The sequence below is a fragment of the Pseudomonas sp. URMO17WK12:I11 genome (genome assembly GCF_007677725.1).
In the GTDB taxonomy this organism is placed as follows: Bacteria; Pseudomonadota; Gammaproteobacteria; order Pseudomonadales; family Pseudomonadaceae; genus Aquipseudomonas.
The window spans coordinates 1-16,433 of sequence record NZ_VEDF01000020.1 but is presented as its reverse complement, the minus strand read 5'-3'; the positions used below and the strand labels follow the sequence as shown (position 1 = coordinate 16,433).

The following is a 16,433-nucleotide window of genomic DNA, read 5'->3' as shown; positions in this document are numbered from 1 at the left end:
CCCACAGGAATAACTGGCCCGAAACAAACGTAGGAGCGAGCGCTAGCTCGCGATGCGCCGCGCGGGCGGCGCTCGATCTCAGCACCACCTCAAACCCAAGACATGCACCCCAGGTGCAACCAGATCTCAACCCTTGTCAGCCGGTGCCGAGCTCAGCTCGAACGGGCTGCTGCTGCGCCGCTGGTTACGGTCCTCCCGCGGCGTGGCGCCGAAGAAGTTGCGGTACGCACTGGAGAAATGCGGCCCCGAGGAAAACCCACAGGACAAGCCGATCTGGATGATCGACTTGCTGGTCTGCATCAGCATCTGCCGCGCCTTGTTCAGCCGCAGCTCAAGGTAATACTGGCTGGGCACGCGGTTCAGGTACTGCTTGAAGATGCGCTCCAACTGACGGCGCGAAACGCACACGTGCTGGGCGATCTCATCAGTGGTCAACGGCTCCTCGATATTGGCCTCCATCAGCAGCACCGCCTGGGTCAGCTTCGGATGGCTCGAGCCCAGGCGGTTCTGCAACGGAATGCGCTGACGCTCGCCGCCTTCACGAATGCGCTCGACCACCAGTTCTTCCGACACCGCCCCGGCCAGCTCGGCGCCGTGATCGCGCGCCAGCACCGCCAGCAACAGATCGATCACGGCCATGCCGCCACAGGCCGTCAGGCGATCGCGATCCCAGTCGAACAGGTGGCTGGTGGCGATGACCTTGGGGAAGCGTTCGGCGAAGTCGTCCTGCCAGCGCCAGTGCACTGCGGCGCGGTAGCCATCGAGCAGGCCGAGCATCGCCAGCGGATAGACACCCGCCGACAGGCCGCCGATCAGGCAGCCGCTGCGGGCGAGCTGCTTGAGGGCGGTGGAGAGTGCCGAGGTCATGGCCTGCGGCGGCTCGTCGGCCAGCAAGAACAGCTTGTGGCAGCCTTCCAGGCGGCCATTCCACGGCTCGCCCGGCAGGCGCCAGGCGCCCTCCTCGGCAGCCTCGGCCTGCAGGAACACGCTGTCATAGATCACGTCCGGATGCACCCGCTGGGCCACCTGCAATACTTCCTCCGCCAGCGCCAGGGTCAGTGGCCTGGTGCTTGGCCAGATGAGAAAACCGATTCGCTGGGTGGTCATAGGGTGCGGTCCGAAACCTGGATTCGTTCGTGGCGAGGGCGCCGGGTCACGCTGCGCGTGCTGCGCAGCATGCCCTATTCTGGTGCGAAGCGGCAGCCTTTACTTCAGACTGCCGGAGAGGAACTGCTTGAGCCGCTCCGATTGCGGGTTGGCCAGGACCTCACGCGGACAGCCAGTTTCTTCGACCAGCCCCTTGTGCAGGAACACCAGCTGGTTCGACACTTCGCGGGCGAAGCCCATTTCGTGGGTCACCACCACCATGGTCCGGCCTTCCTGGGCCAGCGCCTGCATGACCTTGAGCACATCACCGACCAGTTCGGGGTCGAGCGCCGAGGTCGGTTCGTCGAACAACATCACCTCAGGCTCCATGGCCAGGGCGCGGGCGATGGCCACGCGCTGCTGCTCGCCGCCGGACATGTGCCCAGGGAAGGCGTCCTTGCGGTGCGCCACGCCAACCTTGGCCAGGTAATGCTCGGCCTTTTCCAGCGCTTCTTTCTTGTTCACCCCCAGGACATGCACCGGCGCCTCGATGATGTTCTCGAGCGCAGTCATGTGCGACCACAGGTTGAAATGCTGGAACACCATCGACAGCCGCGAACGCATGCGTTGCAACTGGCGCGGGTCAGCCGCCTTGAGTGCGCCGTCCTTGCCCGGCACCAGCTTGAGCGCTTCGTTGTTGAGCAGGATCTTGCCGGCGTGGGGCTGTTCGAGCAGGTTGATGCAGCGCAGGAAGGTCGACTTGCCCGAGCCGCTGGAGCCGATGATGCTGATCACATCGCCCGCCTTGGCCGCCAGGGATACCCCCTTGAGCACTTCGTGGCTGCCGTAGCGCTTGTGCAGGTCTTGGACTTCGAGTTTGTACATGCTTTCGGTTCTCACAGAGCGTTCAGTGCTTGCGCGGCGCCAGGTAGCCGAGCCAGCGGCGTTCGGCCATCTTGAACAGGCGCACGAGGATGAAGGTCAGGCACAGGTAGAACACGCCCGCCGTGATGTAGGCCTCGAAAGGCAGGTAGTACTGGGCATTGACCGTGCGCGCAGCCCCCGTGATGTCGATCAAGGTGACGATCGACGCCAGGCTGGTGGTCTGCAGCATCATGATCACTTCGTTGCTGTACTGCGGCAGCGCGCGGCGCAAGGCCGACGGCAGCAGGATGCGGCGGTACATCTTCATCCGCGACATGCCCATGGCCTTGGCCGCTTCGATTTCACCGTGGGGCGTGGCCTTGAGGCTGCCGGCGATGATCTCGGCCGTGTAGGCGCTGGTGTTGACGGCGAAGGCCAGGCACGCACAGAAGGTCGCGCTCGACAGCCACGGCCAGAAGATGCTCTCGCGCACCGCCTCGAACTGGGCCAGCCCGTAGTAGATGAGGAACAGTTGCACCAGCATGGGCGTACCGCGGATCACATAGGTGTAGAGCCAGGCGCTCATGTTCACCAACGGCTGGCGCGAAACCCGCATCAACCCCAGGGGCACGGCCGCGAGCAAGCCGAACAGCAGCGACAGCGCCAGCAGCTTGAGGGTGGTCAGCAGCCCGCCCAGGTACAGCGGCATGGCCTCCCAGATGACGTTGTAATCGAAGATCATAGTTCAGCCACCTTGACGCCGACCGAGTAACGCCGTTCGAGGTACTTCAGCGCCAGCAGCGAAATACTGGTGATGACCAGGTACAGCGCCGCCACCGCCAGGAAGAACGTGAAAGGCTCGCGGGTGGCGTCGGCTGCCTGCTTGGCCTTGAACATCATGTCCTGCAGGCCGACCACCGAGATCAGCGCGGTGGCCTTGGTCAGCACCAGCCAGTTGTTGGTGAACCCAGGGATGGCCAGGCGGATCATCTGTGGTACCTGGATGCGGAAGAACACCTGACGGGCGCTCATGCCATAAGCCACGCCGGCTTCGGCCTGGCCCTTGGGAATGCCGAGAAACGCACCGCGGAAGGTTTCCGACAGGTACGCGCCAAAAATGAAGCCCAGGGTACCGATGCCGGCAGCCAGAGGGTTCAGGTCGATGTAGTCATCGTAGCCGAGCAGCGGCGCCACGCGGTTGATGATGTCCTGGCCGCCATAGAAGATCAGCAGGATCAGCACCAGGTCGGGAATACCGCGGATGACCGTGGAATACAGATCCCCGAGCCAGGCCAGCCAGCGCACCGGCGACAAACGCAGCGCGACGCCGATGAGGCCGAGGACGATGGCCAGGGCCATCGACGACAGGGCGAGCTGTAGCGTCAGCCACGCCCCGTCGAGGATGACTGCCCCATAGCCTTTCAACATGATTGGGATTCCTCAGGGCTTGAGAATGAAAAATGGTGCAAACCTCAGCGCTTCTGCTGTTTGCACCATTGCACAGGTGAGGCCGACGTGTCAGTTCGCGTCAGGACCGTAGATGTCGAAGTTGAAGTACTTCTTCTCGATTTCCTTGTACTTGCCATTGGCGCGGATGGCGTCGATGGCCGCGTTGATGCGCTCGACGTTGGCCTTGTCGCCCTTGCGCACGGCAATGCCGACGCCATCGCCGAAGTACTTGACGTCGGTGAAGGCCGGACCTACGAAGGCGAAGCCCTTGCCGGCGTCGGTTTTCAGGAAGCCGTCCTCGAGCAGGGTAGCATCGGCCACGGTGCCGTCCAGACGGCCTGCCGCGACATCCAGGTAGATCTCGTTCTGGGTGCCATACGGGACCACGGTGGCGCCTTTGGGCGCCAGCACTTCCTTGGCGAAGCGATCGTGGATCGAACCGCGCTGCACGCCGATCTTCTTGCCTTTGAGCTCGTCGAGGCTGTCGCTGACGGTGGTGCCGTCCTTCATGACCAGGCGCGCTGGGGTCAGGTAGTAGCGCTTGGTGAAGTCAACCGACTTCTTGCGATCTTCGGTGATCGACATCGACGACAGGATGGCGTCGATCTTGCGCACTTTCAGCGCCGGGATCAGGCCGTCGAACTCTTGCTCGACCCAGGTGCATTTGGCCTTCATTTCTTCGCACAGGGCGTTGCCGATGTCGTAGTCGAAACCGGCGATGCTGCCGTCTGGCTGCTTGAAGGCAAACGGTGGGTAGGCGGCTTCAATGCCGATCTTCAGTGGTTTTTCATCGGCCTGCGATACCAGGGAAAACACGGAAAGCGCCAGGGCGCCAAGCAGTGCGAGCTTCTTCATCAGGTAACTCCATCGGTACGGGGCAATACGAGGCAGGGGTAACAGCTGCCCGACATGCGAATGGGTACAACGCGAGCCGCGCAGGGTCGATCGAAGACCACGAGCGAGTGAGTGGCATTTTAACGACAGCCCGGTGGTCGATATTTCTTCAAAGCGACAACTACTTACAGAAGCGCTTGAAATCGCGGCGGGCGATGTTGACAGCTTTTGCAAATCATGCAAGAGCCTAAGAGAAATAACCTGTAAGCCAAGCAATTACTGGGCCTATTATTGGCAAAGCCTAAGAATACGGCAAGTGCAGCGTTTCCCTTTGCCCTACGGATGCTCGGCGCTGCGCCACCCTGACGCAGGGTGTTCCCGCATGCCCCGATGCTGGGCGAACGCGGTGACAGATGAGTTACCGATGAATGCCGGGTAACAGGCAAGCAAAAACCCCGCCGGTTGACCGAGCGGGGTTTCAGGAAGCAGCGCAGCGACGATCAGGCGCTGGCCAGGTTCATCGATTTATGGGTATCGATCAGGTGCTGCACCACGCCCGGATCGGCCAACGTCGAGATGTCACCCAGCGCATCGTACTCGGCGGTGGCGATCTTGCGCAGGATACGCCGCATGATCTTGCCCGAACGGGTTTTCGGCAGGCCCGGCGCCCACTGGATCACATCCGGCGAGGCGATCGGGCCGATTTCCTTGCGCACCCAGTTCTTCAGCTCCAGGCGCAATTGTTCGCTGGGCTCGACGCCGGCATTGAGGGTGACGTAGACATAGATGCCCTGGCCCTTGATGTCGTGCGGCACGCCGACCACGGCGGCCTCGGCGACCTTGGCGTGGGCCACCATCGCGCTCTCGATTTCGGCGGTGCCCATGCGGTGGCCGGAAACGTTCAGCACGTCATCCACCCGGCCAGTGATCCAGTAGTAGCCATCCTCGTCGCGGCGCGCACCGTCGCCGGTGAAGTACATGCCGCGGAAGGTCTTGAAGTAGGTATCGACGAAGCGGTCATGATCGCCATACAGCGAACGCGACTGGCCCGGCCAGGAGTCGAGAATGACCAGGTTGCCCTCAGCCGCGCCTTCGATCAGGTTGCCCAGGTTATCCACCAGCGCCGGCACCACGCCGAAGAACGGACGGGTCGCCGAACCCGGTTTGAGGCCGGTGGCGCCTGGCAACGGGCTGATCAGGATGCCGCCGGTCTCGGTCTGCCACCAAGTGTCGACGATGGGGCAGCGCTCCTTGCCGACGGTCTTGTAGTACCAGTTCCAGGCTTCCGGGTTGATCGGCTCACCGACCGAACCGAGCAGGCGCAGGCTGGAGCCATCGGCCCCGGCCACCGCAGCCTGCCCTTCGGCCATCATGGCGCGGATGGCAGTAGGCGCGGTATAGAGGATGTTGACCTTGTGCTTGTCGACGATCTTCGACACGCGGGTGATATCCGGGTAGTTCGGCACCCCTTCGAACAGCAAGGTGGTCGCCCCGTTGGCCAACGGGCCGTAGACGATGTAGCTGTGGCCGGTCACCCAACCTACGTCAGCGGTGCACCAGTACACCTCGCCCGGGCGGTAGTCGAACACCCGCTCGTGGGTCAGCGCGGCATAGACCAGATAGCCGCCGGTGGTGTGCAGCACGCCCTTGGGCTTGCCGGTGGAGCCGGAGGTATAGAGGATGAACAGCGGCTCTTCGGCGCCCATTTCTTTCGGTGCGCAGTGGCTTGAAGCAACCTTCATCAGGTCTTCGTACCAGATGTCGCGGTGCTGGTGCCAGGCGATCTCGCCACCGGTGCGCTTGCACACGATGATTTTCTGCACGCTGTTGGTTTCTGGGTTGGTCAGGGCAAGGTCGACATTGGCCTTCAGCGGTGTACGACGCCCGCCACGCACGCCCTCGTCGGCGGTGATCACCACCTTGGACTTGCAGTCGATGATGCGCCCGGCCAACGCCTCGGGCGAGAAGCCACCGAACACGACCGAATGGATTGCGCCGATACGCGCGCAAGCCAGCATGGCGACCACGGCCTCCGGGATCATTGGCATGTAGATGGTCACCACATCGCCGCGGTGCACGTCCTGACCACGCAGGGCGTTGGCGAATTTGCAGACCTGCTCGTGCAGTTCGCGGTAGGTGATGTCGCGATGTTCGGAAGGGTCGTCGCCTTCCCAGATGATCGCCAACTGGTCGCCGCGCTCTTCGAGGTGACGGTCCAGGCAGTTGGAGGACACATTCAAGGTGCCGTCGGCGAACCACTTGATGTCGACATGATGATCGTCGAACGAGGTCTGCTTGACCTTGGTGAACGGCTTGATCCAGTCCAGGCGCTGGGCTTGTTCGCGCCAGAAGCCATCCGGGTTGATCACCGATTGCTGGTACATGGCCTTGTAGGTGGCCTCGTCGGTCAGGGTAGTGGCCGCAACCTCGGGACGAACGGGATACAGTGGAGCCGCACTCATCTGTGTTACCTCGGTGTAATAGTTGTTTTTGTATGGAACCGTTTGTAACTGTACCAGAGCGGCAAAGACCATACGACGATGGTAGTAGCGGCGCCGCACAGCAACTGCCGTAACTGCCGCGCAACGCTCTAGTGCGCGGGGGCCAGCGATGCCAGGCGTGAGCGGCATCACGCCTGCGGCAGGATTGTTACAGATTCTGTTAAAAGACCGAAAAACTTTATCAAAACCTTGTCTGTTTCTCTAAGTTGCACGGGCTTAACATTTATTTCGCCAGCAACGGCAATGCGATTAACTACTGTAAACAGCCCCCACGATGGCAAGCGGTTAATCCTTCACTACTTCAATGCAACTCCCTTGGCAACAGCGCGGCGCCACAAGTGCCGCGTGCCTCCTCACGACCTTAGACAGGTAAACAGAACATGAAAGCTTTACTGGTATTGGTACTCGGCGGCCTGTGCGCAACGGCAATGGCCGGCGAGGCGAATGACGCCGAGCAGATTCCGGTTGAACAGTACGACTATTCGCAACACTTAGATATCGCTCGCGTACTGTCCATGAGCGCCGTGCCAAACGTGTGCGAAGTCGTACCGGCGCGCATGACCTATGAAGACTCCCAGGGCCAGAAGCATATCCTCGAATACCGCGTGATGGGCAACGGCTGCTCTAACGGTTGATAGCGGCGAGGCGGATAGCGGCGAATCAGGGGGCCGTGCGCCCCCTTCGCTACGAGCGTTGTATATCAAAGATTATTGCGTTGACTTGCTCAATGAATAATCGCGCAACTTATTGGCAATTGTCGTATGCGAAACCCCCAGGCGCTTACCCAACGCGCGGCTGCTGGGGTAGTCGCTGAGCAAACTTTCCAATACCGCTTTTTCAAATCGTCCCACTATTTGCGCAAGATCACCTTCGAGGGAAAACTCGCCCAAAGGTTGACGCACACCATAATCGGGCAGGCGAACATGCTCGCTTTTCACCACACCGCCTTCACACAATGAAACGGCCTGAAACAGCACGTTTTCCAATTGCCGCACATTGCCCGGCCAATGGTACTGGCCAAGTTTTTCCATGGCAGCAGGCGCCAGCCGCGGCAGCGCGCAACCGATCTGCCGACTGGCCTGGTCGAGAAAGTGCTGCATCAACCCTTCAAGACCATCCATGCATTCGCGCAGCGGCGGAATCTGCAGCGAGAGCACATTGAGCCGGTGATACAAGTCCTGACGGAACTCGCCGCGGGCGCACAGCTCGGAAAGATCGACCTGGGTCGCGCAGATCACTCGCACATCCAGGTACACCTCTTCATCGCTGCCGACCCTGCGAAAGCAACCGTCCTGCAGAAAACGCAGCAACTTCACCTGCAGGCGTGGGCTCATCTCCCCCACCCCATCGAGGAACAGCGTGCCGCCTGCAGTCAGTTCCAGCAGCCCTAGCTTGCCCTCTGCCCGGGCGCCCTCGAAGGCCCCGGGGCCATACCCGAACAACTCGGTCTCGGCCATCGATTCCGGCAGTCCGGCACAGTTGAGCGCCATCAATGGTGCCTGGCCGCGCGGGCTGGCCAGGTGGCAGGCGCGCGCCAGCAGCTCCTTGCCGGTACCGGTTTCGCCCTCGATCAGCAAAGGCGCATCGAGCGGCGCCATGCGCCGGGCCTCGCGCACCACCGCGGCCATTACCCGCGAGCTCTGGAAAATGCTGTCGAAACCGCGCAGCTCCTGCTTGCGTACGTTATAGATGCGCTCACCGATGCGGTCGGCGCGGTGCAACGTCAATACGGCGCCGGCCAAAGCTTCGCTGTCATCGTGCTCCGACTGCAGCGGAGCGATGTCGGCCAGGAACACGTCGCCCTTGACCTTGACCCGCAAGCCATTGATCCGCGACTGGTTGGCGCGAACCAGTTCAGGCAGGTCGAAATCCTCGACATAGCGCGCCAGGGGCATGCCTGGCACCTCGTCGACGCGTACCCCAAGCAACTGGGCCGCCGTGCGGTTGGCGGCGACGATGCTGCCGCCCATGTCGACCGACAGCACGGGGAAATCCAGCGCGCCCAGCAGGGCGTTGAGTTCCATGTGGCGGCGCTCGCTGGGCATCAGGCCGACACGTTTGACGCCAAACACCCCACCGATCGATTCGAACTTCGGTCGCAGTGCCTGGAACTGCAGGTTGATCAGGTTCGGGCAGTGCAGATAGATGGCATTGCCGTGATCACCGCCCACCTCGCCGCGCAGTACGTTGATGCCGTACTCCACCAGCAGGTTGAGGATGTCGCGAAGGATGCCGATACGGTTCTGGCAGTGGACCTTGATACGCATAGAACTCTCGAGCAGGCGCAGCTTTCGCCTAGCGTTGGGAAATAATCGTAAAGATAAGCTGACAGAACAGCGCGTTGGCGCCTGCCATTGGCAGCGATTTTGCGGATCTGTCGCCAGTTTGTAAAATTATCGTTACGAAAACTGACTTTCGATAGCCTCGCCTACCGCATCAGCCCCGTGCAAATCGTCGCGCCAACGGATATTCCTGGCTCATGTCGTGGACAAAATAACAAGAGCCCCCACCAGGAGAGCTTCATGAAACAGACGCACTACGTGGCACGCGAGCCCAATGCTCAGGGTTTCATCGACTACCCCGAGCAAGAGCATGAAGTGTGGAATACCCTGATCACTCGCCAGCTCAAGGTCATCGAGGGCCGCGCGTGCCAGGAGTACCTGGACGGCATCGACCAGCTCAACCTTCCCCACGAGCGCGTCCCGCAGCTGGGCGAGGTCAACAAGGTGCTGGCTGCCACCACCGGCTGGCAGGTTGCCCGGGTGCCCGCGCTGATTCCCTTCCAGACCTTTTTCGAGCTACTGGCCAGCAAACGCTTTCCGGTCGCCACGTTCATCCGTACCCCCGAAGAACTGGACTACCTGCAAGAGCCGGACATCTTCCATGAGATCTTCGGCCACTGCCCGCTGCTGACCAACCCGTTCTTCGCTGAATTCACCCACACCTACGGCAAGCTGGGCCTCGCGGCCAGCAAGGAACAGCGGGTCTACCTCGCGCGCCTGTACTGGATGACCATCGAGTTCGGCCTGATGGAGACGCCCCAAGGGCGCAAGATCTACGGCGGAGGCATCCTCTCCTCGCCCAAGGAGACCGTCTACAGTCTTTCCAGTGCGCCAGAGCACCAGGCCTTCGATCCGATCGAGGCAATGCGCACGCCGTACCGGATCGACATCCTGCAGCCGCTGTACTTCGTGCTGCCCAACATGAAACGCCTGTTCGACCTGGCCCATGAAGACATCATGGGCATGGTCCAGCATGCCATGCAGCTAGGCTTGCATGCGCCGAAATTCCCACCCAAGGTCGCTGCCTGAGCAGCCAGCCGACAACAACTCGAAGCGGAAAAACACCATGAATGCCTTGAATCAAGCCCATTGCGAAGCCTGCCGCGCCGATGCGCCAAAGGTCACCGACGACGAACTGGCCGAGCTGATTCGCGAAATTCCGGACTGGAGCATCGAAGTGCGCGATGGCCACATGGAGCTGGAGCGCGTCTTCCTGTTCAAGAACTTCAAGCACGCCCTGGCCTTTACCAATGCCGTCGGCGAGATCGCTGAAGCCGAAGGCCATCACCCAGGCTTGCTGACTGAATGGGGCAAGGTCACGGTGACCTGGTGGAGCCATTCGATCAAAGGCCTGCACCGCAATGACTTCATCATGTGCGCCCGCACCGACAAGGTCGCCGAGACCGCTGAAGGGCGTAAGTAATCCGGGACCACGGCCCCGGCGTGCGCCGTTGTCGGCACGCGTTTCGGGGCACGCCGCCATCGGACGAGCGCCTGCCGCCAGCGCGTTAAATCGACAAACGATCGGGATTTTTTACAAACTGTCATCCAGACTTGTGTATCCTGCCCCAGCTTCCCGAAGCTCCAAACGCGCCTGGCGCAGACTTTTCACTCACACTTGCGAGGAACGACGAGATGCATGAAATCCCGAATCTTCCCTTCCCAAGCCTGAACCCAGAAGAGCCAACCGTGACCGTTCATGCCGAGCCGACGCCTGCCGTCGACCAGGACGGTGACGACCAATCCAGCGCTGACCAGGAATAAAACCGCGCATCCCCTCGACAGTGTGAAAACGGCTGACTTGCGGACTACCGCCGTCAACGCGTTTTCACACCGTCACGAACCTCTGCCACGAAGACCCCCATGCCTGATTCACCGCGCCCTCTTGCGGTCACCCTGCAAGTCGTCTCCATCGTCCTCTTCACCTTCATCGGTTATCTGAACATCGGCATTCCCCTGGCGGTGCTGCCAGGCTACGTGCACAGCGATCTGGGCTTCAGCGCCGTCATCGCAGGCCTGGTGATCAGCGTCCAGTACCTGGCGACCCTGCTCAGCCGGCCAACCGCCAGCCGCATCATCGATAACCTCGGCAGCAAGAAGGCTGTGATGTACGGCCTGGCCGGTTGCGGCCTGAGCGGGGTGTTCATGCTCGCCTGCGCCTTCCTGACCCACTTGCCGTGGCTGAGCCTTGCCTGTTTGCTGGTGGGGCGCCTGGTGCTCGGTAGCGCCGAGAGCCTGGTCGGCTCCGGGTCGATTGGCTGGGGCATCGGCCGGGTCGGCGCCGAACACACCGCCAAGGTGATTTCCTGGAACGGCATCGCCAGCTATGGCGCGCTGGCCATCGGGGCCCCTCTGGGCGTACTGATGGTCAAGGCTCTGGGCTTGTGGAGCATGGGCGTGAGCATCCTGCTGCTGTGCGGCCTGGGTCTGTTGCTGGCCTGGCCTAAGCGCGCAGCACCTGTGGTCAGTGGCAAACGCCTGCCATTCATGCAGGTGCTGGGCAAGGTGTTCCCCCACGGCTCGGGCCTTGCCCTGGGTTCGATCGGCTTTGGCACCATCGCCACGTTCATCACCCTGTATTACGCCAGCCGTGGGTGGACGAATGCGGCATTGACCCTGAGCCTGTTCGGCGCCAGTTTCATTTGCGCGCGGTTGCTGTTCGGCAATCTGATCAACCGGATCGGCGGTTTTCGTGTGGCGATCGCCTGCCTGTCGGTGGAAACCCTCGGGTTGCTGATGCTATGGCTGGCGCCCAATGCCGAGCTGGCACTGGCCGGCGCTGCGTTGAGTGGCTTCGGCTTTTCCCTGGTCTTTCCGGCACTGGGGGTGGAGGCGGTCAACCAGGTCTCGGCGGCCAACCGCGGTGCGGCGGTCGGCGCTTATTCGCTGTTCATCGATTTGTCGCTGGGCGTCACCGGGCCACTGGTTGGCGCAGTGGCCTCGGGCTTCGGTTTTGCCTCGATGTTCCTGTTCGCAGCAGCGGCGGCATGCTGTGGGCTGGTGTTGAGTCTGTATCTGTACCGCCAGGCCCGGATCGTGCGCGATCAATAACGCTGAGGGCTGCTTCGCGGCCCCCAGCTTCCTTGAGGTCAGCGCCTGGCGTACTGCAACACCACCTCCAGCGGGTGACGCAGCTGCCGTTCGGTCATGCGCTTGACCTGGCTGCGGCACGAGTAGCCGGTCGCCAGCGCCTCGCCCTGCTTGTCCAGCTTGCTCGCCCAGGACTGCTCGAAGAGGGTCCGCGACGTCGCTTGATTACGCGCCTCATGCCCGTAGGTTCCCGACATGCCACAGCAGCCGGTGGCTTCGGTCACCAATTGCAGGCCCAGGCGCGCGAACACCTGCTCCCACTGCTTGGTACTGGCCGGCACGTTGGTCTTCTCGGTGCAGTGCGCCAACAGCCGGAAATTGCCAGGCGCAGTCGGCGCCTGCTCCGGCAGCACGTCCATCAGCCACTCCTGCGGCAGCCTGACGTGCGGGCAGTTTTCGAGGCCCGGTACCTTCTGGTACTCCTGGCGATAGACCAGGGTCATTGCCGGGTCCAGCCCCACCAATGGCACGCCACAGTCGGCCAGGGCTTTGAGCTGCGTGGCGTTGCGGATCGCCGCTTTGGCGAACGCGCCGAGAAAACCCTGCACGTGCAGCGGTTTGCCGTTGGCGCTGTACGGCGCCAGGAAGACCCGGTGACCCAGGCGATGCGCCAACTCGATGAACGCGGCCAGCAGCGGCGTCTCGAAATAGCGGGTGAAGGCATCCTGCACCAGCACGATGCTGCGCTCGCGCTGGGCCGGCGTCAGTTCACGCAGCGCCGGCACGCTGGCCACGCCGACGCGGCAACGGGTCAGCGTCGACTGAAAGTTGAAGCGGCTGATCAGCGGGCTGTCGACCATGCCGACCTGGTTGGCCAGCAGTTTGCCGACCCACTTCGAGCCCATGACCGCGTTGTACAGGGCCGGTGCATGGGCCAGGTAGGGTATGGTGAATTCCAGCGAACCGATCAGGTAGTCACGCACCGGCCGCTGATAGCGACCGTGGTACAGCTCAAGAAAACGTGAACGAAAGTCTGGCACGTTGACCTTGATCGGGCACTGCCCCGCGCACGACTTGCACGCCAGGCAGCCGGCCATGGCGTCATAGACCTCGTGGGAAAAGTCCGCCTGGCCCTGGCCACGTGCCCGGTTGTTACGCAGCCGGCTCGGCAGCCCTTTGAGCCATGAAACCTTGTTGCGCGCCGCGGCCAGCACATCGATGTCGGCCTCGCCTTGCAGGCGCAGCCATTCTCGCATCAACGACGCCCGGCCCTTGGGCGAGTGCTGGCGTTCGCGGGTGGCCTTCCACGACGGGCACATGGCATCGTTGGGGTCGTAGTTGTAGCAAGCGCCATTGCCATTGCAGTGCACGGCGCTGGGGAAGTCCTGCCACACGCGTTCATCGATGGTCCGGTCGAGGTCGCCACGCAGGGTCACGCCATCGACCTTGGTCAGGCCCTCGGCGCTGTCGGGCGGTGTGCAGATCTTGCCCGGATTGAGCTGATTATGCGGGTCGAAGGCGCCTTTGAGGCGCTGCAGGGACGGATACAACTCGCCAAAGTATTCAGGCACGTATTCCGAACGCAGGCCCTTGCCGTGCTCGCCCCACAGCAGGCCGCCATAGCGCTTGGTCAACGCCGCCACCGCATCGGAGATCGGCTTGACCAGTGCGGCCTGGGCGGGGTCTTTCATGTCCAGCGCTGGGCGCACGTGCAGCACGCCGGCGTCGACGTGGCCGAACATGCCGTAGGCCAGGCCGTAGCCGTCGAGCAGCGCGCGAAAATCGGCGATGTAGTCGGCCAATCGCTCCGGGGGTACGGCGGTGTCTTCGACAAAAGGTTGCGGGCGTACCTCGCCCTCGACGTTGCCCAGCAAGCCCACCGAGCGCTTGCGCATGGTGTAGACGCGGGTCACCGCCTCGGCGCCCTCGGCCAGGGTATGGCCCAGGCGCTCGACGCTGCTGTCGCTCTGCAAGTGGTCGATGAATGCCTGCACCCGCGCATTGACCTCAGCCGGCTCGTCGCCGCAGAACTCCACCAGGTTGATGCCCAGGGTCGCACGCGCAGGGTCGGCCGGGAAGTATTCGGCGACGCTGTGCCAGACGATGTCCTTCATCGCCAGCATCAGCACCTTGGAATCCACTGTCTCGATCGACAGCGGCTTGAGCGCCATCAAGGCATTGGCATCGCGCAGCGCGTCCATGAAGCTTGCGTAGCGTACGTTGACCAGCACGGCATACTTGGGAATCGGCAGCACATTGAGCTTGGCCTCGACCACATAGCCCAGCGAGCCTTCAGCTCCGCACAGCACGCTGTTGAGGTTGAAGCGGCCCTGCTCGTCGCGCAGGTGGGCCAGGTCGTAGCCGGTGAGGCAGCGGTTGAGCTTGGGGAAGGTGGTCTCGATCAGCTCGCGCTGGGTGTGCTGGATGTCCCGAGCCATGCGGTACACCTCGCCGACCCGGCCAGGGCTAGCACAGGCCTGTTCCAGCGCGGCGTCATCGAGCGGCAAGCTGTGCAGGCGTTCGCCGCCAAGCAGCACGCTGTGCAATTCCAGCACGTGATCGCGGGTCTTGCCGTAGGTGCAACTGCCCTGGCCGCTGGCGTCGGTGTTGATCATGCCGCCGACGGTGGCACGGTTGGAGGTCGACAGCTCAGGCGCGAAGAACAGGCCGTGCGGCTTGAGCGCGGCATTGAGCTGGTCCTTGACGGTACCGGCCTGCACCCGCACCCAACGCTGCTCGACGTTGATTTCGAGAATCTGGTTCATGTGCCGCGACAAGTCGACGACGATGCCGTCGGTCAGCGACTGGCCATTGGTCCCAGTACCGCCGCCGCGCGGGGTCAGCTTGATCGCCTGGAAGCGCGGCTCGGCCATCAAGCGGGCAACGTGTGCCACGTCGTCGGCATCGAGCGGGAACACGGCGGCCTGGGGCAGGCGCTGGTAGATGGAGTTATCGGTAGCCAGCACGGTGCGGGTGGCGTAATCGGCGCTGATCTGCCCGCGAAAGCCGCTGCTGCGCAGGGCCTGGAGGAAGGCTGGATAGTCGGCGCTAGGCGCAGGGGTCGGCAACTGGGCGATCATCGAAGGATGGCCTCTTGATAATGAGCGTAATCACGGAAATCCTGTCGTCCCGGCATGCATGGTTTGATGCCGGGATGACGCATGGGCCAATGTTCCTGTAGTTTCGCCCCAGGGGCAAACGGATAATCCTGCCGCTATCGATGACTTTCATGAATGAATTACCGCCACCTCACCCCTTCCATGTCGCTGCTGCTGGCTTTCGAGGCCGCCGCTCGGCATGAAAGCTACACCCGCGCCGCCGCCGAGCTGTCGCTGACCCAGAGCGCCGTCAGCCGGCAGGTCCAGGCACTGGAACAACAATTGGGCCTGAATCTGTTTCGCCGCGAGGGTCGCCAGGTCCAGCTCACCGATGTCGGCAGGCTCTATCAGCGCGAACTGAGTGAAGCCCTCGGGCGCATTCGCAGCGCCACCTTGCAGGCGCTGGCTTATCAATCAGGCGTCGGCACCTTGCGCCTGGCGACGTTGCCAACTTTCGGCTCGAAGTGGCTGCTGCCGCGCCTGCATGCGTTCTATAACGCGCACCCCGGGATGCTGGTGCATATTCATTCACGCATCGAAGCGATCAATTTCGACACCAGCGAGATCGATGCGGCCATCGCTGTGGCCAGCCATGACCTGCCTGGACTGCTGTGTCATCGCCTGCATGCCGAGGAATTGGTGGTGATCCTGCCGCCGCAGGCCGGCGCTGCCGCTCATGGTTGGAGCCCGGCACGGATCAGCGAAGAAGTGCTGCTCAATGTCGCCAACAACCCCCACGCCTGGGGCGAATGGTTTTCCCATCACGGCCTGGCCCACCGCTCGATGCGCCTGGGGCCGAGCTTCGAACTGACCTCGCACCTGATTCAGGCGGTGCGCGCGGGGATTGGCATCGGCTTGGTGCCGAGGATTCTGGTGCAGGAAGAACTGACCAAGGGCGAGCTGTACAGCCCCGGTGCGGCCTTTGCCAGTCAGCGCAGTTATTACCTGATCTACCCACCACGCAATGAGGCGCTGCCCTCGCTAAGGGCATTTCGCAGCTGGTTGCTGGAGCAGATCTGATGACGGTTGCGCCTGGGGTGCATGCCTTGGGTTTGAGGGTGGTGCTGAAATCGAGCGCCGCCCGCGCGGCGCATCGCGAGCTAGCGCTCGCTCCTACGTTTGTTTCGGGCCAGTTATTCCTATGGGATTTGCGCGCGAACCTTGTGGCGCATGACTGATAATCGCGTCACCGGCTGACAAGGGTTGAGATCTGGTTGCGCCTGGGGTGCATGCCTTGGGTTTGAGGGTGGTGCTGAAATCGAGCGCCGCCCGCGCGGCGCATCGCGAGC

At 62.4% G+C, this 16,433-nt stretch carries 14 protein-coding genes; 6 read left to right on the top strand and 8 right to left on the bottom strand.

Features of this window, described 5'->3' with window-relative positions; genetic code table 11:
* Window positions 1-126 precede the first annotated feature (126 nt).
* The 6 genes from argR to acs form a co-directional block, all read right to left on the bottom strand.
* Window positions 127-1,107 (bottom strand): transcriptional regulator ArgR, encoded by a 981-nt coding sequence (gene argR / locus FS665_RS22830; RefSeq protein ID WP_145193578.1) that lies wholly within the window; start codon window positions 1,105-1,107, stop codon window positions 127-129.
* 99 nt (window positions 1,108-1,206) lie between these two features.
* Window positions 1,207-1,971 (bottom strand): ABC transporter ATP-binding protein, encoded by a 765-nt coding sequence (locus tag FS665_RS22825; protein ID WP_145193576.1) that lies wholly within the window; start codon window positions 1,969-1,971, stop codon window positions 1,207-1,209.
* A 22-nt stretch (window positions 1,972-1,993) separates the two neighbouring features.
* The gene (locus FS665_RS22820) at window positions 1,994-2,692 is read right to left on the bottom strand and encodes an ABC transporter permease (RefSeq protein WP_145193574.1); all 699 of its coding nucleotides are present in this window, start codon (window positions 2,690-2,692) and stop codon (window positions 1,994-1,996) included.
* Entirely contained in the window at window positions 2,689-3,378 is a 690-nt protein-coding gene (locus FS665_RS22815; protein ID WP_145193571.1) for an ABC transporter permease, read from the bottom strand. Before FS665_RS22815 ends, FS665_RS22820 begins: the two co-directional genes overlap by 4 nt.
* Window positions 3,379-3,468: 90 nt before the next feature.
* On the bottom strand, window positions 3,469-4,254 hold the full coding sequence (locus tag FS665_RS22810; RefSeq protein WP_145193569.1) for an ABC transporter substrate-binding protein: 786 nt from the start codon (window positions 4,252-4,254) through the stop codon (window positions 3,469-3,471).
* A gap of 479 nt (window positions 4,255-4,733) precedes the next feature.
* The gene (gene acs, locus FS665_RS22805) at window positions 4,734-6,695 is read right to left on the bottom strand and encodes an acetate--CoA ligase (RefSeq protein WP_145193567.1); all 1,962 of its coding nucleotides are present in this window, start codon (window positions 6,693-6,695) and stop codon (window positions 4,734-4,736) included.
* A 419-nt stretch (window positions 6,696-7,114) separates the two neighbouring features.
* Between acs and FS665_RS22800 the strand changes: the two genes are divergently transcribed.
* Window positions 7,115-7,369 carry a DUF2790 domain-containing protein gene (locus FS665_RS22800; RefSeq protein WP_145193565.1) on the top strand — a complete coding sequence of 85 codons (255 nt, stop codon included), beginning with the start codon at window positions 7,115-7,117 and terminating at the stop codon, window positions 7,367-7,369.
* 72 nt (window positions 7,370-7,441) lie between these two features.
* Here FS665_RS22800 and FS665_RS22795 read toward each other — a convergent pair whose 3' ends face one another.
* Window positions 7,442-9,001, bottom strand: coding sequence for a sigma-54-dependent transcriptional regulator (locus FS665_RS22795; RefSeq protein WP_145193563.1), 1,560 nt, complete (start codon window positions 8,999-9,001; stop codon window positions 7,442-7,444).
* 255 nt (window positions 9,002-9,256) lie between these two features.
* Between FS665_RS22795 and phhA the strand changes: the two genes are divergently transcribed.
* The 4 genes from phhA (at window position 9,257) to FS665_RS22780 (ending at window position 12,067) form a co-directional block, all read left to right on the top strand.
* On the top strand, window positions 9,257-10,045 hold the full coding sequence (gene phhA / locus FS665_RS22790) for a phenylalanine 4-monooxygenase (protein ID WP_145193561.1): 789 nt from the start codon (window positions 9,257-9,259) through the stop codon (window positions 10,043-10,045).
* A 37-nt stretch (window positions 10,046-10,082) separates the two neighbouring features.
* Complete coding sequence (locus FS665_RS22785) at window positions 10,083-10,439, top strand: 4a-hydroxytetrahydrobiopterin dehydratase (RefSeq protein WP_145193560.1); 357 nt, start codon at window positions 10,083-10,085, stop codon at window positions 10,437-10,439.
* Between the two features lie 212 nt (window positions 10,440-10,651).
* Window positions 10,652-10,780: a hypothetical protein gene (locus FS665_RS23790; protein ID WP_256208154.1), complete on the top strand. Its 129-nt coding sequence runs from the start codon at window positions 10,652-10,654 to the stop codon at window positions 10,778-10,780.
* A gap of 99 nt (window positions 10,781-10,879) precedes the next feature.
* Window positions 10,880-12,067, top strand: a complete 1,188-nt coding sequence (locus tag FS665_RS22780) for an MFS transporter (protein WP_145193559.1) — start codon at window positions 10,880-10,882, stop codon at window positions 12,065-12,067.
* Between the two features lie 38 nt (window positions 12,068-12,105).
* Here the strand turns inward: FS665_RS22780 and FS665_RS22775 are convergent, their stop codons facing one another.
* Window positions 12,106-15,126, bottom strand: coding sequence for an FAD-binding and (Fe-S)-binding domain-containing protein (locus FS665_RS22775; protein ID WP_145193558.1), 3,021 nt, complete (start codon window positions 15,124-15,126; stop codon window positions 12,106-12,108).
* A 153-nt stretch (window positions 15,127-15,279) separates the two neighbouring features.
* Here FS665_RS22775 and FS665_RS22770 point away from each other — a divergent pair, with 153 nt between their 5' ends.
* On the top strand, window positions 15,280-16,164 hold the full coding sequence (locus tag FS665_RS22770) for a LysR substrate-binding domain-containing protein (protein ID WP_145193557.1): 885 nt from the start codon (window positions 15,280-15,282) through the stop codon (window positions 16,162-16,164).
* Window positions 16,165-16,433: the final 269 nt, after the last annotated feature.

Coding starts and splice junctions, on each gene's coding strand:
- argR (WP_145193578.1), bottom strand. CDS start 1,107: ATGACCACCCAGCGAATCGGTTTTCTCATCTGGCCAAGCACCAGGCCA.
- FS665_RS22825 (WP_145193576.1), bottom strand. CDS start 1,971: ATGTACAAACTCGAAGTCCAAGACCTGCACAAGCGCTACGGCAGCCAC.
- FS665_RS22820 (WP_145193574.1), bottom strand. CDS start 2,692: ATGATCTTCGATTACAACGTCATCTGGGAGGCCATGCCGCTGTACCTG.
- FS665_RS22815 (WP_145193571.1), bottom strand. CDS start 3,378: ATGTTGAAAGGCTATGGGGCAGTCATCCTCGACGGGGCGTGGCTGACG.
- FS665_RS22810 (WP_145193569.1), bottom strand. CDS start 4,254: ATGAAGAAGCTCGCACTGCTTGGCGCCCTGGCGCTTTCCGTGTTTTCC.
- acs (WP_145193567.1), bottom strand. CDS start 6,695: ATGAGTGCGGCTCCACTGTATCCCGTTCGTCCCGAGGTTGCGGCCACT.
- FS665_RS22800 (WP_145193565.1), top strand. CDS start 7,115: ATGAAAGCTTTACTGGTATTGGTACTCGGCGGCCTGTGCGCAACGGCA.
- FS665_RS22795 (WP_145193563.1), bottom strand. CDS start 9,001: ATGCGTATCAAGGTCCACTGCCAGAACCGTATCGGCATCCTTCGCGAC.
- phhA (WP_145193561.1), top strand. CDS start 9,257: ATGAAACAGACGCACTACGTGGCACGCGAGCCCAATGCTCAGGGTTTC.
- FS665_RS22785 (WP_145193560.1), top strand. CDS start 10,083: ATGAATGCCTTGAATCAAGCCCATTGCGAAGCCTGCCGCGCCGATGCG.
- FS665_RS23790 (WP_256208154.1), top strand. CDS start 10,652: ATGCATGAAATCCCGAATCTTCCCTTCCCAAGCCTGAACCCAGAAGAG.
- FS665_RS22780 (WP_145193559.1), top strand. CDS start 10,880: ATGCCTGATTCACCGCGCCCTCTTGCGGTCACCCTGCAAGTCGTCTCC.
- FS665_RS22775 (WP_145193558.1), bottom strand. CDS start 15,126: ATGATCGCCCAGTTGCCGACCCCTGCGCCTAGCGCCGACTATCCAGCC.
- FS665_RS22770 (WP_145193557.1), top strand. CDS start 15,280: ATGAATTACCGCCACCTCACCCCTTCCATGTCGCTGCTGCTGGCTTTC.